Origin of the sequence: Micromonospora globbae, from assembly GCF_003610785.1 — a bacterium.
In the GTDB taxonomy this organism is placed as follows: domain Bacteria; phylum Actinomycetota; class Actinomycetes; order Mycobacteriales; family Micromonosporaceae; genus Micromonospora; species Micromonospora globbae.
In genome coordinates, this window is the sequence record NZ_RAQQ01000001.1 from 180,119 (window position 1) to 206,470 (window position 26,352).

26 protein-coding genes are annotated in these 26,352 nt (G+C 73.6%); 6 read left to right on the plus strand and 20 right to left on the minus strand.

What is annotated here, in order from left to right:
• Positions 1-169: 169 nt before the first annotated feature.
• The 4 genes from D7I43_RS00780 to D7I43_RS00795 all read right to left on the minus strand — a co-directional run bounded on the left by D7I43_RS00780 (position 170) and on the right by D7I43_RS00795 (position 3,671).
• Positions 170-901, minus strand: a complete 732-nt coding sequence (locus D7I43_RS00780; RefSeq protein ID WP_120326385.1) for a phosphatase PAP2 family protein — start codon at positions 899-901, stop codon at positions 170-172.
• 129 nt (positions 902-1,030) lie between these two features.
• Positions 1,031-1,471, minus strand: a complete 441-nt coding sequence (locus tag D7I43_RS00785; RefSeq protein WP_120326386.1) for a VOC family protein — start codon at positions 1,469-1,471, stop codon at positions 1,031-1,033.
• A gap of 61 nt (positions 1,472-1,532) precedes the next feature.
• Entirely contained in the window at positions 1,533-2,336 is an 804-nt protein-coding gene (locus D7I43_RS00790) for an SAM-dependent methyltransferase (RefSeq protein WP_275670802.1), read from the minus strand.
• 117 nt (positions 2,337-2,453) lie between these two features.
• Entirely contained in the window at positions 2,454-3,671 is a 1,218-nt protein-coding gene (locus D7I43_RS00795; protein WP_120326686.1) for a multidrug effflux MFS transporter, read from the minus strand.
• A gap of 321 nt (positions 3,672-3,992) precedes the next feature.
• On the opposite strand from D7I43_RS00795, the gene D7I43_RS00800 reads away from it, so the two are divergent.
• Together D7I43_RS00800 and D7I43_RS00805 are read left to right on the plus strand one after the other, a co-directional pair.
• Complete coding sequence (locus D7I43_RS00800; RefSeq protein ID WP_120326387.1) at positions 3,993-4,202, plus strand: hypothetical protein; 210 nt, start codon at positions 3,993-3,995, stop codon at positions 4,200-4,202.
• 74 nt (positions 4,203-4,276) lie between these two features.
• Positions 4,277-5,716: a nitroreductase family protein gene (locus D7I43_RS00805; RefSeq protein WP_120326388.1), complete on the plus strand. Its 1,440-nt coding sequence runs from the start codon at positions 4,277-4,279 to the stop codon at positions 5,714-5,716.
• Positions 5,717-5,737: 21 nt separating this feature from the next.
• Here D7I43_RS00805 and D7I43_RS00810 read toward each other — a convergent pair whose 3' ends face one another.
• From D7I43_RS00810 to D7I43_RS33350, 3 genes are all read right to left on the minus strand, one after another.
• The gene (locus tag D7I43_RS00810; protein WP_120326389.1) at positions 5,738-7,234 is read right to left on the minus strand and encodes a hypothetical protein; all 1,497 of its coding nucleotides are present in this window, start codon (positions 7,232-7,234) and stop codon (positions 5,738-5,740) included.
• A 185-nt stretch (positions 7,235-7,419) separates the two neighbouring features.
• Positions 7,420-9,024 carry an ABC transporter ATP-binding protein gene (locus tag D7I43_RS00815; protein WP_240032727.1) on the minus strand — a complete coding sequence of 535 codons (1,605 nt, stop codon included), beginning with the start codon at positions 9,022-9,024 and terminating at the stop codon, positions 7,420-7,422.
• Between the two features lie 30 nt (positions 9,025-9,054).
• Positions 9,055-9,204: a hypothetical protein gene (locus D7I43_RS33350; protein ID WP_240032728.1), complete on the minus strand. Its 150-nt coding sequence runs from the start codon at positions 9,202-9,204 to the stop codon at positions 9,055-9,057.
• Between the two features lie 74 nt (positions 9,205-9,278).
• Here D7I43_RS33350 and D7I43_RS00820 point away from each other — a divergent pair, with 74 nt between their 5' ends.
• Complete coding sequence (locus D7I43_RS00820; protein ID WP_120326390.1) at positions 9,279-9,851, plus strand: TetR/AcrR family transcriptional regulator; 573 nt, start codon at positions 9,279-9,281, stop codon at positions 9,849-9,851.
• 21 nt (positions 9,852-9,872) lie between these two features.
• Here D7I43_RS00820 and D7I43_RS00825 read toward each other — a convergent pair whose 3' ends face one another.
• From D7I43_RS00825 to D7I43_RS00865, 9 genes are all read right to left on the minus strand, one after another.
• Complete coding sequence (locus tag D7I43_RS00825) at positions 9,873-10,214, minus strand: MmcQ/YjbR family DNA-binding protein (RefSeq protein WP_120326391.1); 342 nt, start codon at positions 10,212-10,214, stop codon at positions 9,873-9,875.
• Between the two features lie 37 nt (positions 10,215-10,251).
• Positions 10,252-10,797 (minus strand): gluconokinase, encoded by a 546-nt coding sequence (locus D7I43_RS00830; RefSeq protein WP_120326392.1) that lies wholly within the window; start codon positions 10,795-10,797, stop codon positions 10,252-10,254.
• Entirely contained in the window at positions 10,787-12,016 is a 1,230-nt protein-coding gene (gene manD, locus D7I43_RS00835) for a D-mannonate dehydratase ManD (protein WP_120326393.1), read from the minus strand. The genes D7I43_RS00830 and manD overlap by 11 nt, the downstream gene beginning before the upstream one ends.
• Before the next feature lie 39 nt (positions 12,017-12,055).
• Positions 12,056-13,009 (minus strand): sugar kinase, encoded by a 954-nt coding sequence (locus tag D7I43_RS00840; RefSeq protein WP_240032729.1) that lies wholly within the window; start codon positions 13,007-13,009, stop codon positions 12,056-12,058.
• Entirely contained in the window at positions 13,006-13,641 is a 636-nt protein-coding gene (locus D7I43_RS00845; RefSeq protein WP_240032730.1) for a bifunctional 4-hydroxy-2-oxoglutarate aldolase/2-dehydro-3-deoxy-phosphogluconate aldolase, read from the minus strand. The genes D7I43_RS00840 and D7I43_RS00845 overlap by 4 nt, the downstream gene beginning before the upstream one ends.
• A 5-nt stretch (positions 13,642-13,646) precedes the next feature.
• Positions 13,647-14,795, minus strand: coding sequence for a galactonate dehydratase (gene dgoD, locus D7I43_RS00850; protein ID WP_120326395.1), 1,149 nt, complete (start codon positions 14,793-14,795; stop codon positions 13,647-13,649).
• Between the two features lie 4 nt (positions 14,796-14,799).
• Positions 14,800-15,615: a carbohydrate ABC transporter permease gene (locus D7I43_RS00855; RefSeq protein WP_120326396.1), complete on the minus strand. Its 816-nt coding sequence runs from the start codon at positions 15,613-15,615 to the stop codon at positions 14,800-14,802.
• The gene (locus D7I43_RS00860) at positions 15,612-16,562 is read right to left on the minus strand and encodes a carbohydrate ABC transporter permease (RefSeq protein WP_204985113.1); all 951 of its coding nucleotides are present in this window, start codon (positions 16,560-16,562) and stop codon (positions 15,612-15,614) included. Before D7I43_RS00860 ends, D7I43_RS00855 begins: the two co-directional genes overlap by 4 nt.
• Positions 16,563-16,637: 75 nt before the next feature.
• Positions 16,638-17,927, minus strand: coding sequence for an ABC transporter substrate-binding protein (locus tag D7I43_RS00865; protein ID WP_120326397.1), 1,290 nt, complete (start codon positions 17,925-17,927; stop codon positions 16,638-16,640).
• Between the two features lie 136 nt (positions 17,928-18,063).
• Between D7I43_RS00865 and D7I43_RS00870 the strand changes: the two genes are divergently transcribed.
• Positions 18,064-18,822, plus strand: a complete 759-nt coding sequence (locus tag D7I43_RS00870) for a FadR/GntR family transcriptional regulator (protein ID WP_240032731.1) — start codon at positions 18,064-18,066, stop codon at positions 18,820-18,822.
• Positions 18,823-18,886: 64 nt separating this feature from the next.
• Here D7I43_RS00870 and D7I43_RS00875 read toward each other — a convergent pair whose 3' ends face one another.
• Together D7I43_RS00875 and D7I43_RS00880 are read right to left on the minus strand one after the other, a co-directional pair.
• The gene (locus D7I43_RS00875) at positions 18,887-20,047 is read right to left on the minus strand and encodes a CapA family protein (protein WP_120326399.1); all 1,161 of its coding nucleotides are present in this window, start codon (positions 20,045-20,047) and stop codon (positions 18,887-18,889) included.
• A gap of 100 nt (positions 20,048-20,147) precedes the next feature.
• Positions 20,148-22,328 carry an amylo-alpha-1,6-glucosidase gene (locus D7I43_RS00880; RefSeq protein ID WP_120326400.1) on the minus strand — a complete coding sequence of 727 codons (2,181 nt, stop codon included), beginning with the start codon at positions 22,326-22,328 and terminating at the stop codon, positions 20,148-20,150.
• Between the two features lie 281 nt (positions 22,329-22,609).
• Here D7I43_RS00880 and D7I43_RS00885 point away from each other — a divergent pair, with 281 nt between their 5' ends.
• Entirely contained in the window at positions 22,610-23,011 is a 402-nt protein-coding gene (locus tag D7I43_RS00885; RefSeq protein ID WP_120326401.1) for a hypothetical protein, read from the plus strand.
• Between the two features lie 160 nt (positions 23,012-23,171).
• On the opposite strand, the gene D7I43_RS00890 is transcribed toward D7I43_RS00885, so the two are convergent.
• Positions 23,172-24,770 (minus strand): glycosyltransferase 87 family protein, encoded by a 1,599-nt coding sequence (locus tag D7I43_RS00890; protein ID WP_120326402.1) that lies wholly within the window; start codon positions 24,768-24,770, stop codon positions 23,172-23,174.
• Between the two features lie 77 nt (positions 24,771-24,847).
• Positions 24,848-25,309: a carboxymuconolactone decarboxylase family protein gene (locus D7I43_RS00895; RefSeq protein ID WP_204985114.1), complete on the minus strand. Its 462-nt coding sequence runs from the start codon at positions 25,307-25,309 to the stop codon at positions 24,848-24,850.
• A gap of 152 nt (positions 25,310-25,461) precedes the next feature.
• Between D7I43_RS00895 and D7I43_RS00900 the strand changes: the two genes are divergently transcribed.
• A complete protein-coding gene (locus D7I43_RS00900; protein ID WP_120326403.1) occupies positions 25,462-26,340 on the plus strand; it encodes a sigma-70 family RNA polymerase sigma factor in 879 nt (292 codons plus the stop codon).
• The last annotated feature ends 12 nt before the right edge of the window (positions 26,341-26,352 follow it).

Consider the following 26,352-nt stretch of genomic DNA (forward strand, 5'->3'; position numbering starts at 1 on the left):
CTGAGCCTGGGTGGGCGACCCGCACCGGAGGGGACGGCGGGACGGGGCCGGTACGGCCCGGACGGGGCACCCTGCCCGGGTGCCCGACCGCCCGACGCCCTCGCGCCAGATCGAGTCTGGCACACGGCGCGCGGGCGGGAACGGCGATCGCCGTCCCTTCCCCCGCGGCTCACCCGGTCGACCCCCGGCGCTCGCGGGCCGCCGACCGGTCCAGCCACCGGGGCAGCGGCATCGTCCGCCACGGCACCCGTAGCAGCAGCCGCACGATCAGCAGGCCCAGCAGGTAGCCGCCGATGCTGTCGGTGAGCCAGTGGTAGCCCAGGTAGGTGGTGCCGATGAAGGTCAGCACGCCGGGCAGCCACTGCAGGACCCGGCGGACGAGGACGGGGAGGTACGGCGCGAGCAGCATGGCCAGCACCCCGTAGTAGACGATGCCGTTGCTCACGTGACCGGAGGGGTAGTACTCCTCCCAGCCGTCGCTGAACATCTCCACCGACCCGTGGTGCGGGGCGCCGCGCGAGGTCCACCGCTTGAGGCCGACGATCAGCACCGTGCTGATGATCGGGGCCAGCCCGGCCGGGATGATCGGGCGCACGGACCGGTGCCGCCAGGCCAGCCAGAACGACACCGCGACGGTCACCGTGGTGAGGATGCCGCCCTGGCCGAGGTGGTCGAAGAACCACATGATCCCCGACACCGGCGGGGGCCGGCGCGCGTCGCACCAGTCGCGTACGGCGATGTCCAGGTCCAGCAGCGGACGCCACCAGACCAGGGCCGCCGTGAGCCCGGCCAGCGCGGCGAGCAGCACACCGTCGAGCCACCAGCCGGCCGGCACCGGCGCCAGCACGGGCACGCCGAGCGGCCGGGGCGGGCGGCGCCGCGACGGTGTCCCCCCTGGCATGGTCTCTCTCCGCTCTGCCGCCGGCGGCACCCGGTCCAACAGTGCGAAAATATCCCAGACCGCATCAGGACGGCCGGAGAGCCGCCAATCACGCGCCGCTCCGGCCGTCCGGGGCGCCCGGCGGGCGCCTCAGCCGGCGTCGACCTCGGCGAGGATCCCGGTGCCCTGACCGAGTTCGATCAGGTAGCCGTCGGGGTCCCGGAGGTAGCAGCGGATCTCCACACCGTGGTCCTTCGGTTCGGTGAGGAACTCCCCGCCCCGGGAGCGCCACAGCTCGTAGACCGCGCGGACGTCGGTGACCCGGACGTTCATGGCGCCGCTCAGCACGTCCGGGTCCGGCGGGGCCTGCGCCCGTACGCTCGGCTTGTCGTCGGTCGGGCCGCCCTCGTCGTTGATGACGATGTAGCTGTTGTGGAAGCGCAGGATGGCCGGTCGCCGCTCCCGCACCACCGTCGCGCCCAGGACCCGCTCGTAGAACTCTCGCGAACGGTCCACGTCCCGCACGATCAGCAGGTGCGTGAGCACCATGCCGTGCTCGGGCCGGAAGTAGTCCGGCGCCTCCGTCGCCATCCGCGCCTCCCCGGGGTCGTCCCTGGAGCGGGCGGGTACCCGCCGGCGGCGCCGGCACACCTCACGGCTTGCGGGCGAGACCCGCCCAGTAGTAGGCGGCGTGCGGGTCCTCCGGCTCGCTCTCCGGCCGCCACGCCATGACCGGCACGACACCCGGGTCGACCAGTTCCCACCCGTCGAAGAACCGCTCCACCTCGGCGCGGGTCCGCGGCACCAGCGTCATGTGTCCCTGGGTGGCCGCGGCCACCGCCGCGTCCATCTCGGCGGGGTTGAAGTCCCCCGTCGGGTGGGTGATCGCCAGGTAGCTGCCGGAGGGCAGGGCCTCCATGAGCGTACGCAGCCTGCCCGCCGGGTCGTCGCTGTCGCGCAGCAGCATGAGCACCGCGATGAGGGTGAGCGCCACGGGCCGGTCGAGGTCGAGCGTCCCGGTGAGGCGTGGATCGGCGAGGATCTTCTCCGGCTCGCGCAGGTCGGCGTGGATGTACTCGCTGCGGCCCTGCTCGGTGCTGATCATCAGCGCCCGGGCGTGCGCCAGGACGATCGGGTCGTTGTCGACGTAGACCACGCGGGTCTCCGGCGCCACCGCCTGCGCGACCTCGTGCAGGTTGGGGCGGGTGGGGATCCCGGTGCCGATGTCGAGGAACTGGCGCACGCCCGCCTCCCCCACCAGGTAGCGGGCCACCCGGTGGACGAACGAGCGGTTCTCCTTCGCCATCGTGCGCAGCGTCGGGATCGCCTGGATGAGGGCCGCGCCCATGGCCCGGTCGGCCGCGAAGTTGTCCTTCCCGCCGAGCCACCAGTCGTACACCCGGGCGGAGTGCGGGATGGACGCGTCCACTCCCGACGGCGGGATCTCCTCGCCCACGGTCTCGGTGCCGGTGTGCGACACGATCGTCTCCCCTCGATCGGCCGGTGTCGTCGTGCGCAGCCTAGAGGATCCGCCGCGAACCAGCGCTCCCACGACGGGCGGGCGGTCCTGTCGTCAGTGCGCCACCACGGCGACCGCCGACGGCGCGATCTCGCCGAGCCGCGCCGGCCGCACGACGGCGACCAGGACGCCGAGTGCCGCGAGCATGCCGCCGGCCACCACCGCCGCCATCGCGACGCCCCCGTTGCCCAGCGCGCCGACCAGGGGCGCGGCCAGCGCCCCCACGCCGAACTGCACGGCGCCGAGCAACGCCGAGGCGGTGCCGGCCGCCTCGCCGTGCCGGGTCAGGGCGAGGGCGGGCGCGTTCGGCAGGGCGAGTCCCGCCGCGCCGAGGACGACCCACAACGACGCCAGGACGGACGCCAGACCGCCGAAACCGGTGGCGGCGACGGCGACCAGCACGAGACCCGCCGCCGTGCCCACGACCAGCGCGGCGACGAGGATCCGCTGCGGGGTGTACCGGCGCAGCAGCCGGACGTTCAGCTGGGTCGCCGCGATGAGGCCGACCGCGCCGGCGCCGAAGGCCAGCCCGAACTGCTGCTCGTCGAGGCCGTACCGCTCCTGGAACACGAACGACGACCCGGCGACGTACGCGAACAGCGCCGCCATGGCCAGGCCCGTGACCAGGACGAGCCCCACGAAGGTGCGGTCGCGCAGCAGGGTGGCGTACACGCGGGCGGTCGCCCCGACGCCACCGCGTCGCCGGCTCGCGGGCGGCAGGGTCTCCGGCAGCCCGAACGCCGCCACGGCGACCAGCACGACGCCGAACACCGCGAGGGCCACGAACACCCCCCGCCAGTCCGACCAGCGCAGCAGCCCGCTGCCGAGGGTCGGGGCGAGGATGGGCGCCACGCCCATGACCAGCATGAGACGGGAGAACAGCCGGGCGAAGGCCGCGCCGTCGAACAGGTCCCGCACGACGGCCGTCGCCACCACCGAGGCGGCCGCCACACCGAGTCCCTGCAGCAGCCGCAGCACGCCGACCGTGGTGATCGTCGGCGCGACGACGCACAGCACGGACGCCACGATGTGCAGCGCGACGCCGGCCAGCAGCGGAGCCCGCCGTCCCACGGCGTCGGACAGCGGGCCGATCAGCAGTTGGCCGACGGCGAGGCCCGCGAGGGTGCCGGTCAGTGTCAGTTGGACGGCCGCCGACGTGGTGTGCAGGTCCCGGGCGATGTCCGGGAGCGCGGGCAGGTACATGTCGATGGTGAGCGGCCCGATCGCGATCAGCGAGCCGAGGACGAGGCGCAGGCGTTGCCCGGGGCTCATGAGGTCACCGGGCGTCGGGGGCGCGGCTTCCACGGCGGCGGTCACGGCCGCTCCCCCGGCTCGGGGCGTACGGCGGCGGGTGTCGATGCGGTGATCACACCTGGCAGCAACCGCTCGCGGCGCGGCTCATTCCCGTGCGGGGCGAAGGTAATCCAGCTCACGCTCCGACGCGGTGGTATGATCCGCCCATGACTGCCGGGTCGGCCTCGCGCCGTACACAGAACGGACACCCGGCCGCCGGTTGAGCACCTCGCGGGCCCGAGGCCCGCCCCGTCACGAGACGTGCTGTCCCGCCGCTCGTGACGGAAGGAGGTGAGAGAGATGGGTTGGCAGGAGTTCGCCGCCCGGCACCGGGTCGGTGACGTCGTGGACGGCGTCGTGACCCAGCGGCTGCCGTTCGGCTCGTTCGTCGAGGCCGAAGGCTGCACCGGTCTGGCGCCGCAGCGGTCCTGGCCGGTCGGCACGCGGGTCCGGGCCCGGATCGTCGAGATCGACTCCGTGAAGCAGCGGTTCAGCCTGGCCGCTGCGTGAGTGGACGCTGGTCCGGGGAGGGCGCCGCCGTCCCCGGGCCAGCCCCGGCGCACGCGCGCTGGCAGGATGGCCGCATGGACCTGGAATCCGGAGCGGGGCTGCTGCACCGCCTCACCTCGTACGTCCCCGGTCGCGAGTGGGACGTGCCCGCCGACGACCCGCGGGTGCGTCACGACCTGGTCCCGAACGACCCCGCCACGCTGCCCCCACCGGTGAAGAGCTACCCGGACGGGCTGCCCGTGGTCGACCTCCCCCGCGACCTGCCGGATCCGGGGGTGTCCGCCACGGCCGTCCTCGCCGGCACGGCGTCCCCCGCGCAGCCCCTCGACGCGGCCCAGCTCGGCCGGGTGCTCTTCCTCGGCGCCGGCGTCGTGCGCACCGCCGTCCGGGACGGTCGCACGTTCCTCTTCCGCGCCTCCGGATCGGCGGGCGGCCGCTTCCCGCTGGAGGTGTACGCGAGCACGCGCGGGGTGGCCGGCGTCCCGGACGGGGTGCACTGGTACGACCCGGTGCGGCACGCCCTGGTCCGGGTCGCCCCCGCCGCCACCGGAACGGTCACCACGATCGTCGTGACCGGTGTGCCGTGGCGGACCGGGTGGCGCTACGCGGAGCGGGGATGGCGGCACCTCTACTGGGACGCGGGGACGTTGCTCTCCCAGCTCTCCGCGGCCGCGGCGAGCGCCGGCCTCGCGCCGCGGCTGCGCTCGCTCTTCCCGGACGCCACGGTGCGCCGGCTCGTGGGTGCGGACGGGGTGCACGAGTACCCGCTGGCCCTGCTCTCGTTCGGTGACGGCGAGCCGGCGATCGGGCCGGCCGGCCCGGCGGTGCCCGGCGAGCTGCCCCCGGTCGAGCTGCCGCTCTGCACCGCCGCGCAACGCGCCGGTGAGCGCGACGTCCTCGGCGGACCCTGGCCGGAGGCGCCCGCCCTGACCGACGTGCCGCCGTCGGCGTCCCTGGACGAGGTCGTCCGCCGCCGCGGCTCGCAGCGCCTCATGGACCGGTCCCGGACGGTGTCGCGGACCGTGCTGGAGTGGCCGCTGGCCGCCGCCCTGCGCGGGGTGCGCGTGCCGCACTGGGTCGCCGTCCACGGCGTCGACGGCGTGGCGCCGGGCATCTACCGGTGGCCCGACCTGTCCCGGCCCCGCCGGGGCGGGGACCTGCGGGACGATCTGCTGCGCGTCTGTCTCCACCAGGGGCTGGCCGCCGACGCGGCGTACGTCGTCGTGGCGGCCACGCCGCTGTCCGGAATGGACGACCGCGGCTACCGGGACGCCCAACTCGCCGCCGGGCTCGTGGAGGGCCGGCTCCACCTCGCGGCGTACGCGCTGGGGGCCAGCGCCTCCGGGATGACGTTCGTCGACGCGGAGGTGCCGGCGCTGCTGGCGGAGCCGGACGATCTCGCGGCGCTGCTGTTCACCTGCGTGGGCGTGCCGGCGTACCGGTCGCGGGCCGGCGGTGGGCCCGGCGCTCCGGTGACCTTCCGGCCGGTCACCCCCCGCCTCGTCGAGCCCTGACCGGGCCGGTCCCGACGCCGCTCAGTCCGACGGTTTCGGGGTGCCGCACAGCTTGGTGCCCGGTGGGGTGATCTCCTCCTTGCTCCAGATCTCGAACGGGGGCGGGCCGATCTTGTTCTCGCGGGCGATGGGTTTGACCTTGATCAGGCTCAGGAACTCGTTGATGAGGTCGACCACCGGTTGCAGGATGCTGTAGCCCACGCCGTACCGCCCCCAGACCCCGAGCCCGACGCCGCGGCACTCCACGAAGTGCGACCCGAGGGTGCCGACCGCCCCCAGGGCCGACCCCAGGGTGGTGCCGTACGCGGTGCTGAGCTCGAAGAAGACGCCGGCCTTGAACACGAAGGCGTTGAACCCGACGGTGAACTTCACGCGGTGCTCGATGAGCAGGCCCATGACGCCGACGGGGACGCCGGTGAGCGAGTCGATGAGGCTGCTCTTGCGCTTCACGTTCTCGGTGACGCGGGGACCCCATCTGCCGTTGGCGTAGCCGTACCCGAGCGATCCCGCGAGGGAGAACTCCCCCGAGCCCTTGATGGTGCCGGCCTTGGCGCCGAACGCCGTCTTGACCTTCAGCGTCTGGCCGATCGTGAGCGTGAGCGGCACACCGAGGACCGTGCCGATCGGGAAGCCGGCCTCGACCGGGATCGGAAGGTCGGCCTTGATGTTCTGCCCGCCCTGGATCCCCGCCTCGAACGACACCCGGATGCCGAACCCACCGGTGACCTCCAGTTCCGCCCGGGTCACCTTGCCGCCGCGGATGCTCAGGTGGAAGTCCGCGTCCGGCGCCTTGAAGGTGAGCGTCGCCCGCCCGCTCAACTTCAGCCCGCCGCGGTCGTAGTGGAAGCTGACGTCGGCCCCGTCGCTGAAGCTCACGCCGTGGGAGAAGTTGGCGGCGACGGCGCGGGCCTCCCGGTCGCGGGTCGGCGGGGGCTGCGCGGGCCGCGCGGGCGCCGGGACCGCGGGGGCCGCGCGCAGCGGGACGCTCCTGCCGAACCGGCCCGGTGACGGCGTCGCCGTCGGGGCCTTGTCGGTGTCGGCCCAGAACGGCTTCCCGGCCTGGTAGAGGACGGGGTTCTCGAGCCGCAGCCCCTCCTTGACGAACGTGCCGTCCCGGATCACCTCGGTGAGCGTCACCGGCCCGAGCGTCACGAGCAGGTCGCCGCCGTCCCGCTGCACGTGCAGCACCCGGCCGACGCCGCGGCCGGTCACGAACATGACCTTGCCGACGGTCACCTCGTCGGCGCGGTCGGCCCTGCCGTCGATGCGCCAGGTGAGCCCGTCCGCGGTGACCGACCGGATCGACCGGCCGCCGCCGCCCACGATCACCACGTCGGGCTGCAGCGTGACGTCGGGGTGCGGGGCCGGCGCCAGCCCGTACCGCAGGGCCGTCTCGCTCCACGGATCCTCGTCGCCGGGGCCGGCGGGCGGGCCCGCGTCGCACGCCCCCGTCGCGAGCAGCAGCACCACGGTGACGACGACCGATCCAAGCTTGCGCAGGGCGGCTCCTCGGGTCATGGGCCGACGCTACGGCGACGCCGCCGCCGGGGAATCGGGTGTTTCCCTACGTTCCGGCGACGGCCGGCGCTCCGATGTGGCCCCCGCCCGCACCGCCGGCGCGGGGCACGCCGGCGACGGCGAGTACGACGGACCGGGGCGCGCCGGGTGCGACCGCACGACGACGCGGCCCCGGCCGGGCGGGGCTAGGGCGCCGCGGCGGTCGCCACGTCCTGCTCGGCGGCGATGCGCAACGCCTGGACCAGCCTGCGGTAGAGGTCGTCGCCGGCGAGCAGTTCGGCGTGCGTGCCCTGCGCCCGGATGCGGCCCTCCTCGAGGACGACGATCCGGTCCGCGTCGAGCACCGTGGACAGCCGGTGGGCGATGGTGACCACGGCACCGGCCGCGGCGCGCTGGCGGATGCACTCGTGCAGGGCCGCCTCGGTGAGACCGTCGAGCTGGGCGGTCGCCTCGTCCAGCAGCAGGACGTCCGGGGTGCGCAGCATCGCCCGGGCCAGCGCGATGCGCTGTCGCTGCCCGCCGGAGACCTCGGTGGACGCCAGCGGCGTGTCGAGGCCGTCGGGCAGCGAGTCGACCTTGTCGTCGAGGCGGACGGCGCGCAGCACCTCCCGGATCTCCGCGTCGGTGGCGTCGGGGTGGGCGAAGCGCAGGTTGTCGCGGATGGTGCCGGGCACGACGGGGGTCTCCTGCTCGACGTACGCGAGCCGGGCGCGCACCTGGTCGTGGGTGTAGCTGTCGTACGGCCGGCCGTCGAGCAGCAGCTGACCGTGTTCGGGTTCGAGGAAGCGGAGGACGAGCGAGAAGAGGGTGGTCTTGCCGGCGCCGGAGGGTCCGACGATGGCGGTGTGCCCCCGCCGGGGGATCTCCAGGGTGACGCCGCGGACGGCGGGTGGGGCGTCCGGCCCGTACCGGGCCGTGACGTCGCGCAGGGCGAGGATCGGTCCGCCGGCGTCGGCCGCCGTACGGTGCGTCGGCACCGGTGCGGTGACCGGTGCGGTGGCCTCGACCCCGATGGCGTCGACCTCGCGGATCCGCCCGGCGGCGGCGATGCCGGCCTGCAACGCCGTGACGTTCTGGGTCAACTCGCTGATCGGCCCCATGAGCTGGAAGGTGTACAGCAGGAAGGCGATGAGGCTGGAGATCTCCAGCAGGTCGCGTTGGGCGCGCCAGGCGCCGATGCCGAGGATCACGATGACGGCCAGCTGGATGCCGGTCCACGCGATCGTCCAGACCGAGGCGGCGGTCCGGGCCGCCCGGACGCTGTGCGCCGCCGCGTCCCGGGCCTCGGCGACGACCAGGGTGCCCAGCCGAGTCTCGGCCCGGCTGGCCTTGACGGTCCGGATGGCCCGCAGCGCGCCCTCCAGCGTCCCGCCGAGGCGCCCCACCGACTCCTGGGCGGCCGTGGTCGCCTTCCCGATGGACGGCAGGAGCGCACCCATGATCGCGGCGACGACGGCCACCGCCGCGAGGGTGCAGCCGAGCAGGAACAGGTCCAGCACGCCCATCAGCACGAGCGTGCCGAGCAGGGCGATGGCGCTGTTCACCAGCCCGACGATGCTGCCGGACGCCTGGTGCAGCAGGGCCGCGTCCGAGGTGACCCGGGTGACCAGCTCGCCGCCGGGGCGGCGTTGCAGCTCGGCCAGGCGAGCCCGGAAGTAACGGGTGATCATCGCCGTCCGCGCGTCGAGCACGATCCGCTCGGCGAGCGTGCCGAGCAGGCGCCACTGCCACAGGGTGATGGCCGCGCCGACCACGACGAGCGCCAGCAGCGCCCCGATCGGCCGGGTCATCGACTCCCCGGCGCCGAGGGTGTCGAGGACCTACTTGGTGACCATCGGCGTGGCGAGCCCGGCCGCGTTGGCGGCGAGACCCAGCACGAGCCCGAGCAGCATCGTGGCCCGATGCGGGGCGAGGAAGGACAGGAGCAGTCGCAGGCGCGGCAGGACGGCGGCGGGTGCGGAGGACGGCATGACCCTGATTGGAACATCGGTGTTCCGTTTCGGGCAAGCGGTTTACCGGATCAGCGCATTGCTATCCTCGTCCGGTGACCGAGGCGCAGGTGTCCGGCAGCCGGGCGCGGACCCGGCAGGCCATCATCGACGCGGCGATCGACGTCCTCGGCCGCAACCCGGCGGCCTCGCTGGGCGACATCGCCACGGCCGCCGACGTCGGCCGCACCACGCTGCACCGGTACTTCGCCGACCGGGCCGACCTCCTGAAGGCCGTGGGCGCCGAGGCCGACGCCCGGCTCGCGCGGGCGACCGCCGCGGCCCGGCTCGCCGAGGGCACGGGCGCCTCCGCCGTCCAGCGCCTCTGCCAGGAGTACTTCGACCTCGGCAACGTGCTCTCGGTCGTGTTCAACGCGGCGCTGGGCGCCGGCGACCCGGAGCACGCCGAGCCGGCCGGGTGCGACCCGGAGTTCGCCGCCATGGTCGAGCGGGGGTACCGGGACGGCACCATCGACCCGGAGCTGCCCGCGGACTGGGTGCAGAGCCTCATCTGGTCCCAGCTCTACGCGGGCTGGGCGTACCAGGGCGAGATGGGGGCGTCGCGGCACGAGGTGCTGCGTCTCATCCTGCGCACCGTCGCCGGCGCGATCGCCGTCCGGCCCGCCTGAGGGTAGTGCGGGCGGCGCCGGTCAGGCGCCGAGCCGTTGCCGGGCCAGGAACTTCGGCACGCACATCCGCCACGCCTCGGTCACGAGCTCGGTCATGTGCGCGTGGTCGAGCCGCGAGGTGTGGCAGCACACCCAGTTGAAGCGCAGGTCGGACGGGCGGGGCAGGAAGAACAGGTCGGGCTCGGCGGCGATCAGGGCGTCGCGCTCCTCCTTCGGGTAGCCGAAGCCCATCGTCGCCTCGTCGCGGCTGAACGCCACGTAGACGATCGACCCGACCCGGAACTTCACCCGGTCGCGGATCAGGTGTTCGCTGCTGCGGGGCAGCGTCCGGGCCAGGGCCCGGACGTCGGCGACGGTCACCACACGACGACCGTAGCGACCGCCACCGACGTTTCCCGCGCTACCGCTCCCCCACCGGGTTCACGGCGGGCAGGCCGAGCCCCTCCACCGCCGCCGCGACGAGTTCCTCCGGGCTCAGCGCCACGTCCAGCACCAGCACCGACTCGTCCGGCTGCGGCCGTTCGAGCGTCGCGATCTGCGACTCGAGCAGGCTCGCCGGCATGAAGTGCCCGGTGCGGCGGGACATCCGCTCCCGGATGACCTCCGCCGACCCGTCCAGGTGCACGAAGTCCACCGAGGGTGGACCCGCGCGCAGGACGTCCCGGTACGACCGCCGCAACGCCGAGCAGGCCAGGACCGTCGACCGGCCCTCCGCGCCGCGCGCCGCCATCCACGCCGCGAGGTCCCGCAGCCACGGCAACCGGGCCGCGTCGTCCAGCGGCACGCCGGCCCGCATCCGCGCGACGTTCGCCGGCGTGTGGAACTCGTCCGCCTCGGCGAAGAGCAGACCGGTCGCCTCGCTGATCCCCCGCGCCACCGTGGTCTTGCCGGCCCCGGACACGCCCATCACGACGACGTGGCGGGTCGGGTGGCGCTCACCAGTCATGGACGGTCCCGTCCTTGAGCCGGTTGAACGGCAGGTACGCCGGCACGTACGGGAACTTCGCGGCGGCCGCCTCGTCGAGTTCGACGCCGAGGCCGGGCTGCTCACCCGGGTGCAGGTAGCCGTCGGTGAACGTGAACGACTGCCGGAAGACCTCGTTGGTGAGGGCGCCGTGCTTCATGTACTCCTGGATGCCGAAGTTGTGGATGGCCAGGTCCAGGTGCAGGGCGGCGGCCATGCCCACCGGGGAGATGTCGGTGGGGCCGTGGATGCCCGACTTGATCTGGTACTGGGCGGCGAAGTCGAGCAGCTTGCGCATCGCGGTGATCCCGCCGGTGTGGGTGACCGCGGAGCGCACGTAGTCGATGAGCTGCTCCCGGATGAGCGTCTGGTAGTCCCAGACGGTGTTGAAGACCTCGCCGATGGCCAGCGGCGTGGTGGTGTGCTGGCGGACGAGGCGCAGCGCCTCCTGGTTCTCCGCCGGGGTGCAGTCCTCCAGCCAGAACAGGTCGTACGGTTCGAGCGCCTTGCCGAGCTTGGCTGCCTGGATCGGGGTCATCCGGTGGTGCCCGTCGTGCAGCAGCGGCAGCTCGGGGCCGAACTCGTTGCGGACGGCCTCGAAGACGCCGGGGAGGTGGCGCAGGTAGGCGCGGGTGTCCCAGTCCTCCTCGGCGGGCAGCGGGGTGCGCTGCGCCGGCTCGTAGTCGTAGCGCTTGCCGTCGACGCTGGGCTGGGTGGCCACCCCGTACACGGCGTTGATGCCGGGCACCGAGGTCTGCACCCGGATCGAGCGGTAGCCCTCCTCCAGGTGCCGGCGGATCGAGTCGAACAGCTCCGGCAGGTCCCGGCCCGAGGCGTGGCCGTACGCCATGATGCCGGTGCGCGACGCCCCGCCGAGCAGCTGGTAGAGCGGCATGCCGGCGGCCTTGGCCTTGATGTCCCACAGGGCCACGTCCACGGCGGCGATGGCCGCCATGGTCACCGGGCCGCGTCGCCAGTACGCCGAGCGGTACAGGAACTGCCAGGTGTCCTCGATGCGGTGCGGGTCGCGCCCGATCAGCAGCGGGACGACGTGGTCGCGCAGGTACGACGCGACCGACAGCTCCCGCCCGTTGAGGGTGCCGTCACCCAGGCCGGTGAGCCCGTCGTCGGTCGTGATCTTCAGGGTGACGAAGTTGCGGTCCGGGCTGGTGACGATGACGTCAGCGGCGGCGATCTTCACGAGGGGTGGTGCCTTTCTTCTGCTGTGGTGCGGCGGCGGTCAGCGCAGGACGCTGCCCGCCTCGTGGCCGTCGAGGAGGGAGAGTTCGGCGCGGCGGGGCAGCCCCTCGCAGTCGCCGCGGGTGGAGACGGCGAAGGCCGCGACGGTGGCCGCCCGGCGCAGGCGGTCCGGCAGGTCCAGCCCGTCGAACCAGCCGGACAGGTAGCCGGCGGTGAAGGCGTCCCCGGCCCCCACGGTGTCGACGGCGGTCACGGGGAGCACGCCGGCGTGCGCGACGCCGGTCCGGGTGTGCGCCCGCGCGCCGTCCGCGCCGAGCTTGACGAGGACCGTCGTGACCCCGCGCCCGAACAACTCCGCCACCGTCGTGGACTCGTCGGCCCCCGGCTCGCCGACGAGGTCGAGTTCGTCGGCGGAGGCGACGACGGTCGAGGCGTACGCCGCGAGCGGGGTGAGCACCGCCCGGGCGGCCTCGCGGGACCAGAGGCGGGCACGGTAGTTCACGTCGAGGCAGACGGGGATCCCGGCCGCGGCGGCGGTCTTCGCCGCCCACTCGGTGGCCTCGCGCGCGCTGTCCGACAGCGCCGGGGTGATGCCGGTCAGGTGCAGCATCCGCGCCCCGGCGGCGAGCGGGGCCCGCAGGTCGTCGACGCGCAGCGCCGAGCCCGCCGACCCGGCCCGGTAGTACTGCACCCGCGTCAGGTCGGCCGAGCGCTGTTCGAGGAACATGAGGCCGGTCTGCCGCTCGGCGTCGCGGGTCACCCCGTCCACGCCGACGCCCTCGGCGCGCAGGTGGCGCAGGACGTACTCGCCGAACTCGTCGGTGCTCACACGCCCCACCCAGGCGGCCCGGTGGCCGAGCCGGGCCACGCCGACGGCCACGTTGGACTCGGCGCCGGCCAGGTGCATGCTCAGCGCCGCGCCCGTCGCAAGCGGGCCGGCCGCGCGCAGCGACACCATGGCCTCGCCGAAGGTGAGCAGGTCGACGGCGCTCACGCGCGCGCTCCCGAGACGGCCGAGAGGTAGGTGCGCGCCCGCGCCCGCAGGGCGTCCAGGTCGCCGCCGGAGGCGGCGTCGCCGACCAGCGGGCCGCCCACGCCGACCGCGACGGCGCCCGCGGCCAGGTAGGCCGGCACGTCGTCCAGGCCCACGCCGCCCACCGCGACGAACGGGATGTCGGGGAACGGGTCGCGCACCGCCTTGAGGTACGCGGGACCGCCCACCGAGGCCGGGAACAGCTTGACGACCGACGCGCCCATCCGCACGGCGGTGTACGCCTCGGTGGGCGTGAACGCCCCCGCGGCGACGGGGATGCCGCGGCGGGCCGCCTCGGTGATCGACTCGACGACGGCGGGGGTCACCACGAACTGCGCCCCGGCCGCCGCCACGTCGGCGACGTCACCGGCGGTGAGCACGGTGCCCGCGCCGACCAGCGACCCGGCGGGCGCCGCCGCGCGCAGCGCCGCGACCGCCCGGGGCGCGTCGGGGGTCGTGAGGGCGACCTCGACGACGCGGACGCCCTCCTCCAGCAGGGCGGTCCCGGCGGCGATCGCCGCGGAGGTGGAGGTCCCCCGGATGATCGCGAGGATGCGGGCCGCGCCGAGTTCGGCAGTGAGGTTCAGGGTCATCTCGTTCACCATTCCGCGTAGGAGCCGTCTAGGTGCCGCCACGTCGGGCTGCGCCAGGCGTGGCCGCGCTTGTCCGCGGTGCGCACCGCGTGTTCGTCGATCTCGATGCCGAGCCCCGGCCCCGTGAGCCGCTCGACGTAGCCGTTTACGAACGTGAGCGGCGTCTTGTCGAGGCAGTAGTCGAGCACCTCGGCACCGAGGTTGTAGTGGATGCCGATGCTCTGTTCCTGGATGAGGTAGTTGGTGGTGGCGAAACCGACCTGGAGGCAGGCCGCCAGGGCGATCGGCCCGAGGGGGCAGTGCGGGGCGAGCTGCGCGTCGTACACCTCGGCCAGCGCGGCGATCTTGCGTACCTCGGTGATCCCGCCGGCGTGCGACAGGTCCGGCTGCGCGACCGCGATGCCGGCCTGGAGCACGGGCAGGAACTCCTGCCGGTTGTAGAGCCGCTCCCCCGTCGAGACGGGTGTGCTGGTGGAGCGGACGAACTCGCCGATGAGGTGCGAGTTCTCCGGCACCACCGGCTCCTCCAGGAAGAACGGCCGGTACGGCTCGAGCAGCGGCGCGACCCGGCGGGCGTTGGCGAGGCTGAACCGCCCGTGGAAGTCGACGGCCACGTCCCGGTCCTCGCCGAGCACCTCCCGGGCGGCGGCCACGCGCCGCACCACGGCGTCGAGTTCCGCCACGGACGCCACCGAGCTCATCCGCCCGGACGCGTTCATCTTCACCGCGGTCAGGCCCGACTCCACGGCGGCGGCGATGTGGTCGCGCACCTCGGCGGGCTCGTCACCGCCGACCCAGCCGTACACCCGGATCCGGTCCCGGACGGGGCCGCCGAGCAGCTGGTGCACCGGCGCGCCGAAGTGCTTGCCGGCGATGTCCCACAGCGCCTGGTCGAGCCCGGCGACGGCGCTGGCCAGGATCGGGCCGCCCCGGTAGAAGGAGCCCTTGGTCATAACCTGCCAGTGGTCCTCGATCCGCAGCGCGTCCCGGCCGACGAGCACCTCGCTGAGCTGCTCGACGGCGGTGCGGACGGTCTCCGACCGGCCCTCGCAGGTCGCCTCGCCCCAGCCCACGATGCCCGAGGCGGTCTCGACCCGGACGAACAGCCACCGGGGTGCCACGAGGAACGTCTCCACCCGTGCGATCGTCGTCATTCCGTCATCCCTTCGTGGCGCCGGCGGTGAGGCCGGAGACGACGTACTTCTGCACGAACAGCGCGATCACCATGATCGGCAGGGTGACCACGGTGGCCGCCGCCATGAGCCCGCCCCAGTCGATGCTCGCGTAGCCGACGAAGTCGAAGATCGCCACCGGGAGCGTCTTGGTGTCGGCGCCGGAGAGCACGAGCGCGAACATGAAGTTGTTCCAGGAGAAGATGAACGACAGGATGCCGGCGGTGGCGATGCCGGGCACGGACAGCGGCATCGTGATGCGGCGGAACGCGCCGATGTGGGTGAGCCCGTCGACGAGCGCCGCCTCCTCCAGCTCGGTCGGCAGGCCGTCGAAGTAGCCCATCATGATGTAGACGATCAACGGCAGCGACACGAACATGTGGCTCAGGATCAGCACGGTGAACCCGCCGACCATCCGCAGGTTCGAGAACACGTAGTACCAGGGCACCAGGAGCGACACGCCGGGGATCACCCGGGCCATGAGCACCACCAGCGCCGACCGGCGCATGTTGAAGCGGCTCATCGAGTACGCCGCCGGCACCCCGAGGACGAGCGAGAGCACCGTGGCGGCGAACGCCACCCAGAGGCTGTTGCCGATGTACTGCACGTAGTTCGCCCGCTGGAGGACGTTGGCGTAGTTGTCCACGGTCGGCGAGAACGAGAACGTCTTCGCCGTGTCGTAGATGTCCACGTTGGTCTTGAACGACGCCGCGATCATCCACAGCAGCGGCGCGATCAGGCCGACGACCACGACGGCGAGCGCCACCCCACGGAAGACCCGGTACGGACGGCTCGGTCTCATCGCTCCAACCCCTTTTTGCGGTAGGTCAGGGCCCACATCACCCCGATGATGATCAGGAAGAAGATGATGAGGACGGTCGAGGAGACGCCGTAGTCGTTGTAGTCGAAGCTCAGCCCGTAGGCGTACACGTTGAGCGTCTCCACCTCGTGGAAGGAGCCGCCGCCGCGGCCCTTCGTGGCGTAGAGGATGTCGAAGGTCTTCAGCGCGTCGATGCCGCGCAGCAGGATCGCGACGATGACGGTCGGCATCAGCAGCGGCAGGGTGACGTGCCGGAACCGTTGCCAGGTGCTGGCGCCGTCGATGAGGGCGGCCTCCTGGGGCTCGTCGGAGAGCGAGGTCAGGCCGGCGAGCAGGATCAGCACGACCATCGGCGTCCACTGCCAGATGTCGATGAACATCGTGGTGGGCAGCGCCGAGTGCTGGCCGGCGAGCCACGGCTGCGGGCCGATGCCGAACCAGCCGAGCATCTGGTTGGCCATCCCGATGTTCGGGTCGAAGATCAGGCGCCACATCATGCCGACGGCCACGGGGGTGGCCACGAGCGGCAGCAGGATCGCCACGCGCACCCACCGCTCGCCGCGGAACGGGCGCCACAGCAGCAGGGCGATGGCCATGCCGAGGACGACCTCGACGAGGAGCACGACGCCGGTGAAGGCGACCGTACGCCAGACCGCCGGCCAGAACCGGTCGGTGTCGCGGAGCACGTCGAGGTAGTTCTGGAACCCGATGAACTCGCTCTCGGCGCGGACCGAGCCCTCGGCGTCGGTGAGGCTGAGGTACCCGGTCCACACCACCGGGATGACGATCAGCACGGCGACGAACGTCATGGCGGGTGCCGCGAAGAGCCACTTGCGGTGCGCGTTGGCCCAGCGCGACCAGGCCGACCCCTCCGGCGGCACCGGACGGGCCTCGGGTGATGTCGTGACGGGGGTGGTGAGGGTGGACATGGGGGTCTCCGGGTTCGCAGGGCCAGGGACCGGCACGGTGGCGGAGCCGTCGACTCCGCCACCGTCGCGGTGGGGCTACTTCGACTCGTCGTCGAGGAACTTCTGGAACGCCTCGTTGGCCGCGTCGGCCGATGCGGCCGAGTCCTTGCCGGTGATCGCGTCGACGATCGGCTGGCCGACGATCTCCCGCGCCTCGGCGACCTTCACGACCAGCGGCCGGTCGTGGCCGACGCCGTTGGCGGTGCTGACCGTGGTGGCCTCGGCGAGGTCCTTCGGGTAGGTCGAGGTCGCCTCCGGGTTGGCCCACACCGAGGCGCGGGCGCCCGGCACGCCGGCCTTCTGCTGCGCCAGGGACTGCTCCTTGCCCGCGGCCCACTGGATGAACTTCCAGGCGTTGTCCTTGTTCTCCGAGGCGTCGTTGACGCCGAGCGCCCAGGAGGGGATGTTGTACGGCTTCGAGCCGGCCGGACCGGCCGGGAAGGCCGCGAAGCCGACGGTGTCGGCCACCTTGGACTTGGCCGGGTCGGTGGCGTTCTTGTAGAGCGAGTTGGCCTCGGTGTAGAAGGCGGCCTTGCCCTGGGTGAAGATGGCCATCGCCTCCGACCAGCTCATGTCGGTGCTGATGTTCTCCGGCCCGTGGTCGCGCAGCAGGCCGCCGTAGTAGGCGTACGCCTGCTTGGCCTGCTCGGTGTTGACCGAGGCCTTCCCGTTGGCATCGACGAAGTCGCCGCCGAAGCTGTACAGGAAGCTGGAGAACTGGGTGACGGCGGCGGCCTTGCCGGTGCGGGCCACGAAACCGGCGACGCCCGGGTTGTCGGCCTCGACCTTGGCGGCCTGGGCCTTGAGCTCGTCGAGGGTCTTCGGCGGCGCGCTGAAGCCGGACTTCTCCAGCAGGTCCTTGCGGTAGTAGAGGACCTCCTGCTCGGTGATGATCGGGATGCCGACCACCTTGTCCTCGTACGTCGTGGCCTGGACCGGCGCGGCCTGGAAGTCGCCGAACTCGAAGGCGCTGTCCGACTTGGCCCGGTCGGTCAGGTCGGCGAGGTACTTGTTCTTGGCGAAGAGCTTGCCCTCCTGCAGGGGCCGGTACATCATCACGTCGATGTCGCTGGACCCGGCGTTCAGCTTGACGTTGTACTGGTCGGACAGCTGGTCCTCACCGAGCTGGGTCACCTCGACCTTGAGACCGGACTGCTTCTCGAACTCCGGCAGGGCCGCCTTGATGTTCTCCGTCCACACGTGGTTCACCAGCGTCACGCGCAGGGTGGTGGACCCGCTGTCGCCGCCGTCCCCGCCGCCGCAGGCGGACAGGCCCATGGCGACGACCACGGCAAGAGATGTGCCGAATATCGATCGACGTCGCACGCTTGTCTCTCCTTCTGTCGTGGTCGCGGCCTCGGCGGAGGCGCTACCTCGCTGTTTACATCCGCTTAACGACGGGATGCTAGGCGCAAAAAGCTGACTTATTCAAGGGGTTGATCCAACTGATATGATCCTTGGCGTGGAAGGGACCTCCTCAGGGGTTGCAGCCGTCGAGACCTCCCCTGTCGAGGGGCTGCACGCGCGCGTCCTCGAACATCTCGGCACCGCCATCTGCGGCGGCGAGCTGGCGCCCGGGTCGGTGCTCAACATCGACGACCTGGTGGAGCGCTACGCGGTGTCGCGCTCGGTCGTCCGTGAGGTGCTGCGCGTGCTGGCCTCGATCGGCTTCATCGAGACCCGCCGACGGGTGGGCGTGCTGATCCGCCCCGCGACCGCGTGGAACGTCTTCGACCCGCAGGTGATCCGCTGGCGTCTCGCGTCGAACGGCCGGATGGCCCAGCTCCGCTCGATCACCGAGCTGCGCACCGCCGTCGAGCCGCACGCCGCCCTGTTGGCCGCCACCCGGGCCACCCACGAGGAGGCGAGCGACCTCGTGGGCCTGGCCGCGAAGATGTGGGCCGCCGGCAAGGCCGGCGACGAGGACCGGTTCCTCCGCCTCGACATCGAGTTCCACCGGAGGGTGCTGCTCGCGTCCGGCAACGAGATGTTCCTGCGGCTCCAGGACCTGGTGGCGGAGGTGCTCACCGGCCGCCACAAGCACCACCTCATGCCGCACCACCCGCACGAGCAGGCCCTGCACCTGCACGCCGAGGTGGCCCAGGCGATCCAGCGACACGACGGCGAGCGCGCCCGGCGCGCCATGGCGCAGCTCCTGGAGCAGGCGTTCGACGAGATGCGGTCGCTGTGGGAGCAGTCCGCCGAGCCGGTCCGCGGCTAGACCACGCAGGCCGCCCCGGCGCGCGGGCCGGGGACCGGCCGGGCGCCCGGGACGGGCCCGCCGCTCAGTGCGGCATGCGCAGGCCGGCCGCCACGGCGCCCCGCAGGTCCACGTGGCCGGCGATCCGGCGGACGACGGCCGCGTACCGCGCACGCTGCCAGGCCGGCGACGTCGGGTTGGCGGCGGCGGCCGTCAGGTCCACGACCCGGGCCAGCGGCCGGTACTCCATCCAGGTCGGTAGGACGGTCACCTCCGTCACCTCCCAGCGGCCCCCCGCCGTACGCGTGAAGGTGAACTCGGGGACGACCGCGTCCTGCGTCTCCTCCGGTGAGCCGTCGGCGAACCGGGCGGTCAGGTTGCCCATGCCGTAGGCGACCCACTTGCGGCCGATCTTCTCGAACGGCTGCACCACGTGCACGTGGTGCCCGACGATCAGGTCGATGTCCGGCGACGCCAGCAGCTCGCGGGCGAGGTCCACCTGGTCGGCGTTCGGTTCGTGCTGGTACTCGGTCCCCCAGTGCATCGAGAGGATGACGATCTCCGCGCCGGCCTCCCGGGCCCGCCGGGCCTCCGCCCGGATCGCGTCGGCGTCGATGAGGTTCGCCGCCCACGGTCGCCCGTCGGGCAGCGGGATGTCGTTGAAGCTCAACGTGTACGACAGGTGACCGACCCGCACGCCCTTGACGTCGAGGACGTTGGGGCGCCGGGCCTCCGCCGCGGTCCGGGCCGTGCCCGTGTGCCGCAGGCCCACCCGGTCCAGGTTGTCGAGCGTCCGGGCGATGCCCTCGACCCCGGTGTCCAGGGAGTGGTTGGACGCGGTGGAGCACGTGTCGAAACCCGCCCACGCCGCGGCGTCGGCCAGTTGCGGCGGCACGCTGAAGTTCGGCCAGCCGGTGAACGGCCCGTCCGGCTCGGCCAGCGGCGTCTCCATGTGACAGATGGCCAGGTCGGCGGCGCTCGCCCGGGGACGGACGGCGGCCAGCACCTGGGTGAAGTCGTGCCCGTCCCGGCCCGCGCGGCGGGCGTCGGCGGCTGCCTGCTCGCTCAACGGAGGGTGCACGAGCAGGTCACCGGCCGCCACGACCGTGAGGGTGGCCGGCGGCGCCGGGACGGCGGCGCCCGTGGTCGGGGCAGCCGTCCGGCGGGTGGGCTCGGGCGCGGGCGCCTCGCAGCCCGCCGCCAGCACGGCGGCCAGCAGTACCGCCAGAACGGGCTTTCTTCTCATAACGGAACATGATGCCGCGCCTTCCGCGCGCCACGGGACGAACGGGAAAACTCCCGGCCCGGCCCGCCGACGAGAGCCGGGAGGCCGCGCCGGGCGCGGGTCAGCGGCGGTGCCGGCGGGCGGCCGCGGCCCGGCGGGCCGGGCGCCGCACCACGGTGATCCGGTCCCCCGTGGCCCGGACGGTGGTGCGCCCGCCGCGACGGCGGCGGACCGTGAGGTCCACTGTGCGGTCGCCGACCCGCACGCCCGTGAGCACCAGGTCGGGCAGCCACTCGGGCAGGTGCGGATCCACGAAGATCGTGCGCAGCGACGCGGCGGGCCGCAACGCCAGCATCGCCTGCACGAGCGCGATCACCGCGCTCGCCGACCAGGCCTGCGGCGAGCACGAGTTCGGGTACACGCCGGGGTGTGGATGGTCCGCGTCGCGGGGCAGGCCGCCGAGGGCCTCCGGGAGACGGTGGTCGGCGAAGAGCGCCGCCGCCGAGAAGGTGCCCTCGGCCAGCCGGTGCAGATGCTCCCAGCAGCCGTAGCGGGCCAGCCCGAGGCCGATGGTGCCCGCCTCGACCGGCCAGACGCTGCCGCGGTGGTAGCTGAACGGGTTGTACGCCGGGTGCGCGGCGGACAGCGTCCGCACCCCCCAGCCGCTGAACATGTCGGGCGCGAGCAGACGGTCGGCGACCGCCCAGGCGTACCGCGGCGGCACGATCCCGGTGGCGAGCAGGTGCCCGTCGTTGGAGTTGACCGAGCGCACGGGACGCTTGTCGGGGTCGAGGGCCATCGCGTAGCAGCCCTGGTCCGGCAGCCAGTAGGCCCGGTGGAAGCGGCGGCGCAGGGCCGCGGCCCGGGCCACGAGGCGGCCGGCGAGCGCGGCGTGCCCCGTGGCGGTGAAGACCACGGCGGCATGCCGCAGCGCGGCGTACCAGTACGCCTGCAGTTCGCTGGTGGCGATCGGGTTCGGCACGACCCGCCCGTGCTCGTCCACGACGGCCGTGTCCGAGTCCTTCCACCCCTGGTTCTTCAACCCGGCGCGGGACCGGCGGTGGTACTCCAGGAAGCCGTCGCGGTCCAGGTCGGCGAACCGGTCGAGCCAGCCGAGCACCTGGCGGGCGGTCGGCAGCAGCTCCCGCAGCAGGTCCCGGTCGTCCGTCCAGGCGTAGTACTGGCCGAGGAAGACGAGGAAGTCCGGACCGGTGGACCAGTCGCCGTAGTAGGCGCGGAAGGGGTCGATCCCGAGCTGCGACAGCGGTCCCTGCCGGGCCTCGTGCAGCGGCTTGCCCGGCTCCTCGTCGCGCCAGTCGTCGATCCGGCGGCCGATGTGCCGCGCGGCGAGCCGGAGGCTGTCGGCGAGCATCGTCGGACCGGCGAGCAGCGCCTGCCAGGACGCGGTCATCGTGTCGCGCCCGAAGATCTCCTGGTAGATCGGCAGCCCGGCCATCGGCGCCGTGGGCCCGGCCGGTTCGCCGAGCGGCAGCACGCTGAGGTCGTCCACCGCGCACCGCCAGGCCGCCATGACGTCCCCGTTGCTGGTGGTGAGCCGGGCCAGTTCGCGGGCCAGCCGGGCCCGGGCGGCGGCCGCGCGACCGTCGCCACCGGTGGTGCCCGCGGCCGTGGCGGCGTCGGTGAACGCCGGCGGCGGGGCGGGAAGGCGCTCACCGTCGAAGACGGGCTCCACGAGCAGGTCCACCCGGGCACGCCCGCCGGCCGGGACGTCGAGGTCGCAGCCGAGGACGCCGTCCGCGTACCGGACCGGCGCGTCGCCCTCGGCGCGGACGACCACCGCGCGGTCCAGGTCGTCGCGAAGGTAGGTCAGGCGCAGCTCCTGCGCCGCCGCGTCCCACGCCACGCCGACGTCGCCGTGCTGCCGCCGGTCACCCGTCTCCGCCTCCGTGGTGTCGGCGAAGTCCGCCGCGAGCGCGACCCGCACGCGCGTCGTGAGCGCCCGGTCGGCGAAGCTGAGCACGGTGAGCCGGGTGCGCAGTCCCGCGCCGACGAAACGCTCCACCACCAGGTACGCCGCCCGCGACGGCAGGCGCTCCCCGTCACCGAGTTCGGCGTACGAGACCTGCGCGTGCCCGCGTACCGTCGCCGTGCTGAACGGGACGGGCTCGCGGTCGTCCACCGTGAGCCGTTCCAGGCTGAGGACCCGGGTGTTGCGGGCGAAGAAGCCCTGGGGATCGCCGCCGGTGATCCGCCCGCGCACGTCGGTGACCAGGGTGCTCCAGCCGCTGGCCAGGTAGAGCAGGTCGGGGCGGACCCGCACGCCCCGCACCGCCGGCGTCACCGGCGCTCCCGGCCGCCGGCCGTACGACCGCGATCACCTCGCGCAGCGACTTCCCACGCCAGCACCATGCCCCCGGCCCCATCTCCACGGCCCGCCTCCCGGCGGCAACCGGCGACGCGGGCACGCCCGACGGCCGCGTCTACCCGCCGCGCCGGCCCGTACACGTGGGCGTTCCCGGGGCGCGCACCGGCCGAAGGGACGAGGGCGGACGCACCGGTCGGCACTTGATCTGGTCGAAGTTTTATGGTATTATGCCCTTTTCACGCTGGTAGCGTGGCGCCGTGACCGACACTCCCACCGCCACCCTCGACGGCCGCGTCCGTGCCTTCCTCGCCACCTTCTCCCGGGCCACCGACCCCGCGGGCGCCGCCGCGCACTTCGCCGACCCGTTCCTGCTGGCCGACGCCACGGGCGCCCGGCCCGTACCGCGCGCCGCGTTCCTCGCCGCCCTGCCGGCGCGGGAGCGCGCGTTCGCCGACGCCGGCCTCGACGCCCCCGTCCTGACCGGCGTCAACTGCCAGCGCCTGGACGACGCGTACGTGCTGGCACGCGGGGACTGGGACGCCTCCCGCACCGCCGGCGGCCCGCCGGTGCGGCTCTCGTCGTCCTTCCTGCTGCACGACGACGGCACCGCCTTCCGGGTCGTCCTCTACCTCAACCACGAGGGGCTGCCGGCCGCCTGAACCGGCCGGACGCAGGGCGCCGGCAGCCGGCCCTGACGGCGGCGGGCGCGCGACGGCCGGCCCGCGCGTCGAGCTGCCCGTGTCCCGGCGGCGCGTTGGCGCTGGGCGCGCCGCCGCGGCGGCGCGGACGCGTTGGCGAGCGCGGTCGACGGGTGGGGCGTCAGCCGGCCGCGGCGTCGAAGGCGGCCGCGAGTTCGTCGTCGAACGTGGCGATCGGGCGGCCGTCCACGTCGTACGCCACGAGACGGCCGTGGGCCATGGTCGCCGACCGGAAGGAGAAGAGTCGGGAGCCGGGATACGCGGCCAGCAGCGGGATGACCCGCGGCGCCCCACCCGGAGCCGAGTAGTACTCGAGGCGCGCCACGCTCGGCGAGACCACCCCGTTCACCCGCACCTTCGTCCTCTCGGTCCGCGTGCCGAAGGTGACCGGGGCGCCGCTGCCGTACGTGGCGCACTCGACCGCCCCACGACAGACGAAGAAGTAACGGGGGTTGGCGACGTCCTCCAGCGCGTACGCCTTGAAGGTCGGATCGGCGCCGGCGGGCAGCGGCTGCACGGCGAAGAACGCGAGGGCGGTCGCGGCGGCGACGCCCGCGCGCAGCGCGGCGCGACGGGTGCCGGAGCGGCGGGTCCGGGCGGCGGCCACCGCGACCCCGCCGAACCCGGTCAGGCAGAGCGCCACGACGCCGAGCGCGCGGGCGTTCTCGAACAGGAACTGCACTCCCGGTCGCATCGACACGGCACCGAGGACGGCTCCCAACGACACCACCATCGTCACCAGCAGCGCGGCGCCGGCCGCCCTGCGAGCCACCCCGGACGTGCCGATCAGCAGCATGGCGGCGAGCACCGGCCACACCTGGTGATGGGTCCACGAGACCGGCGAGGCGGCCACGGTGGCGCAGCCGACGAGCACGGCGGCGTGCCCCGGACGGGCCTGCGCGGCGAGTCGCCGGGCACGCAGCAGTGCCACCACGCAGATCGCCGCCACCAGCGCGGCCCACAGCACCGGCAGCGACGCCCCGTCGACGCCCAGCCGCAGCAGCATGCCGTGCAGGGACTGGTTGCCGAGCGAGGCGAGGTTGCCGATGCGGCTGGTCTCGGCCACCGTCCCGGCCCAGTAGGTCCAGCTCTCCGCGGGCAGAACGGCCGCGGCGATCCCCGCGCAGGCCACGAACGTCCCGGCCGCCCGCGCCGCGTCGCGGTAGCGACCCACGGCGAGGAAGTAGACGACGAACAGCAGCGGGGTCAGCTTGATCGCCGACGCCACCCCGACCAGCACACCGCGCAGGCGCGGCGGGACGACGCCCATGCCGTCGAGCAGCGCCAGCAACACGACGAAGATGCTGACCTGGCCGAAGCGCAGGTTGCTCTGCACCGGCGCGGAGAGCATCAGTGCCAACGCCACGGCCGCCACGACCGTCCGGCGACGCGACGGTCCGGACGCCAGCGCCGCGCCCACCGGCACGGCGACGGCGACCACCGCGGCGCACGCCGCCAGCATCCACAACACCTGCACGACCGGCTCGGCCACGAGCGTGATCGGCCAGAGCACGAGCGCGGCGAACGGCGGGTAGGTGAAGGGGCCCCCGTTCTCCGCGACGTACCCGTACAGAGGGCGCCCGGCGCGCAGGTCGGACACGGCGCCGTAGTAGATGTGCAGGTCGGAGAGGCGGTCGTCACGCCGGAGGACGAGCGCCGCCGAGGCCAGCGCGACCACTGCGAAGACGGTCCACAACGGCCATACGCGTCGATCGTCCATCGGGCCAGGATAGGGCTCCGGCGGACCGGGGCGGGGGCGGCGCGGAGCCGCCCCCGTCCCGCTCCGCGGTGCCGGTCCTACCAGTCCTGCGGGGCCGGCTGCCGGGTGGTCACGTTGATCCGGTTGAAGAAGTTGGTGGTGGCCACCCAGAGCACGATCGCCGCCAGCTCCTTCTCGTTGAAGTGCCGCGCGGCCTCGGCCCAGATGTCGTCCGGTACGGCGTCGGCCCGGTCGGCGAGTCGGGTCGCGGCCTCCGCGAGCGCCAGCGCGGCCCGCTCCGCGTCGGTGAAGTACGGCGTCTCCCGCCAGGCGGCGACCGCGAACAGCCGCTCGTCGGTCTCCCCGGCCTTGCGCATCCCCCGGGCTCCGGCGTCGACGCAGGGGCCACACCCGTTGATCTGGCTGGCCCGCAGGTGCACCAGTTCGAGGGTGCTGCCCGGCACGCCGGCCGAGTGCGCCGCCTTGTGCAGCAGGTTGATGGCCTTGATCGACTCCGGGAGCAACCCGGCGGGATTCACGATGCGGGGCTCGATGGTCATGGTGTCCGTCCTGTCCTCTAGGCTGGCCGGAGTCGTCGTGGTGCCGACGTCCCGGCGGGGTTCACAGGGATGTCGGGTGCCGGGCCGGCGGTGTGACAGATGTGGCCGCGGTCACATCGGCGCCTCCGGACGGCGATCGAGGTGAGGGATCCATGAACGACGACGACCTGCTGGCGCGGCACTTCGAGGAGCAGCGGCCCCGCCTGCGGGCGGTGGCCCACCGGATGCTGGGCTCCGCCGCCGAGGCCGAGGACGCGGTCCAGGACACCTGGCTGCGCCTCAGCCGGGCCGGCACCGATGAGATCGACAACCTTCCCGGCTGGCTGACGACCGCGGTGGGCCGGGTGTGCCTGGACCGGTTGCGGGCGCGCGGCGTCCGGCCGGAGCAGCCGTGGGACGACGGCGGGGAGCCGCCGGGCCCGGTCGACGTCGAGCCCGCCGACCCGGAGCGGGAGGCCGTGCTCACCGAGTCGGTCGGCCGGGCCCTCCAGGTCGTCCTGGACACCCTCGCGCCCACCGAGCGGTTCGTGTTCGTGCTGCACGACATGTTCGCGGTCTCCTTCGACGAGATCGCCCCGGTCGTCGACCGCAGCGCCGCCGCCGTACGGCAGATCGCCAGCCGTGCGCGCCGCCGCGTCCAGCTCTCGGGGCACGTCGAGGTCGACCCGGCCCGTCAGCGGCGGGTCGTCGAGGCGTTTCTCGCCGCCTCCCGCGAGGGTCGCTTCGACGACCTGGTCGCCCTGCTGGACCCCCACGTCGTCCTGCGGGCGGACGTGGCGGCCACCCACCAGGCGGCGACCCCGGAGGCCCGCGGCTCGGCCGCCGTGGCGGCCTTCTTCAACGGCCGGGCGCAGGCCGCCGTGCCCGCGTACGTGGACGCCGCCCCCGGCGCCGTCGTGGTCGTCGACGGGCAGATCAGGGTCGCGCTCACCTTCGTCGTCGGCGACCGGATCCTCGCCATCGAGTCGGTGGTCGACCCGGAGCGGGTCGCCGCGCTCGACGTCGTGGTGGGCGAGCCGGCGTCGCGGTGACCGGCCCCCGGG

Excerpts from the sequence above, each read along its gene's own strand:
- D7I43_RS00780 (WP_120326385.1), bottom strand. The coding sequence starts at position 901 with ATGCCAGGGGGGACACCGTCGCGGCGCCGCCCGCCCCGGCCGCTCGGC.
- D7I43_RS00785 (WP_120326386.1), bottom strand. The coding sequence starts at position 1,471 with ATGGCGACGGAGGCGCCGGACTACTTCCGGCCCGAGCACGGCATGGTG.
- D7I43_RS00795 (WP_120326686.1), bottom strand. The coding sequence starts at position 3,671 with ATGAGCCCCGGGCAACGCCTGCGCCTCGTCCTCGGCTCGCTGATCGCG.
- D7I43_RS00800 (WP_120326387.1), top strand. The coding sequence starts at position 3,993 with ATGGGTTGGCAGGAGTTCGCCGCCCGGCACCGGGTCGGTGACGTCGTG.
- D7I43_RS00805 (WP_120326388.1), top strand. The coding sequence starts at position 4,277 with ATGGACCTGGAATCCGGAGCGGGGCTGCTGCACCGCCTCACCTCGTAC.
- D7I43_RS00810 (WP_120326389.1), bottom strand. The coding sequence starts at position 7,234 with ATGACCCGAGGAGCCGCCCTGCGCAAGCTTGGATCGGTCGTCGTCACC.
- D7I43_RS00815 (WP_240032727.1), bottom strand. The coding sequence starts at position 9,024 with ATGACCCGGCCGATCGGGGCGCTGCTGGCGCTCGTCGTGGTCGGCGCG.
- D7I43_RS33350 (WP_240032728.1), bottom strand. The coding sequence starts at position 9,204 with ATGCCGTCCTCCGCACCCGCCGCCGTCCTGCCGCGCCTGCGACTGCTC.
- D7I43_RS00830 (WP_120326392.1), bottom strand. The coding sequence starts at position 10,797 with ATGACTGGTGAGCGCCACCCGACCCGCCACGTCGTCGTGATGGGCGTG.
- D7I43_RS00845 (WP_240032730.1), bottom strand. The coding sequence starts at position 13,641 with ATGACCCTGAACCTCACTGCCGAACTCGGCGCGGCCCGCATCCTCGCG.
- dgoD (WP_120326395.1), bottom strand. The coding sequence starts at position 14,795 with ATGACGACGATCGCACGGGTGGAGACGTTCCTCGTGGCACCCCGGTGG.
- D7I43_RS00855 (WP_120326396.1), bottom strand. The coding sequence starts at position 15,615 with ATGAGACCGAGCCGTCCGTACCGGGTCTTCCGTGGGGTGGCGCTCGCC.
- D7I43_RS00860 (WP_204985113.1), bottom strand. The coding sequence starts at position 16,562 with ATGTCCACCCTCACCACCCCCGTCACGACATCACCCGAGGCCCGTCCG.
- D7I43_RS00875 (WP_120326399.1), bottom strand. The coding sequence starts at position 20,047 with ATGAGAAGAAAGCCCGTTCTGGCGGTACTGCTGGCCGCCGTGCTGGCG.
- D7I43_RS00890 (WP_120326402.1), bottom strand. The coding sequence starts at position 24,770 with ATGGACGATCGACGCGTATGGCCGTTGTGGACCGTCTTCGCAGTGGTC.
- D7I43_RS00895 (WP_204985114.1), bottom strand. The coding sequence starts at position 25,309 with ATGACCATCGAGCCCCGCATCGTGAATCCCGCCGGGTTGCTCCCGGAG.
- D7I43_RS00900 (WP_120326403.1), top strand. The coding sequence starts at position 25,462 with ATGAACGACGACGACCTGCTGGCGCGGCACTTCGAGGAGCAGCGGCCC.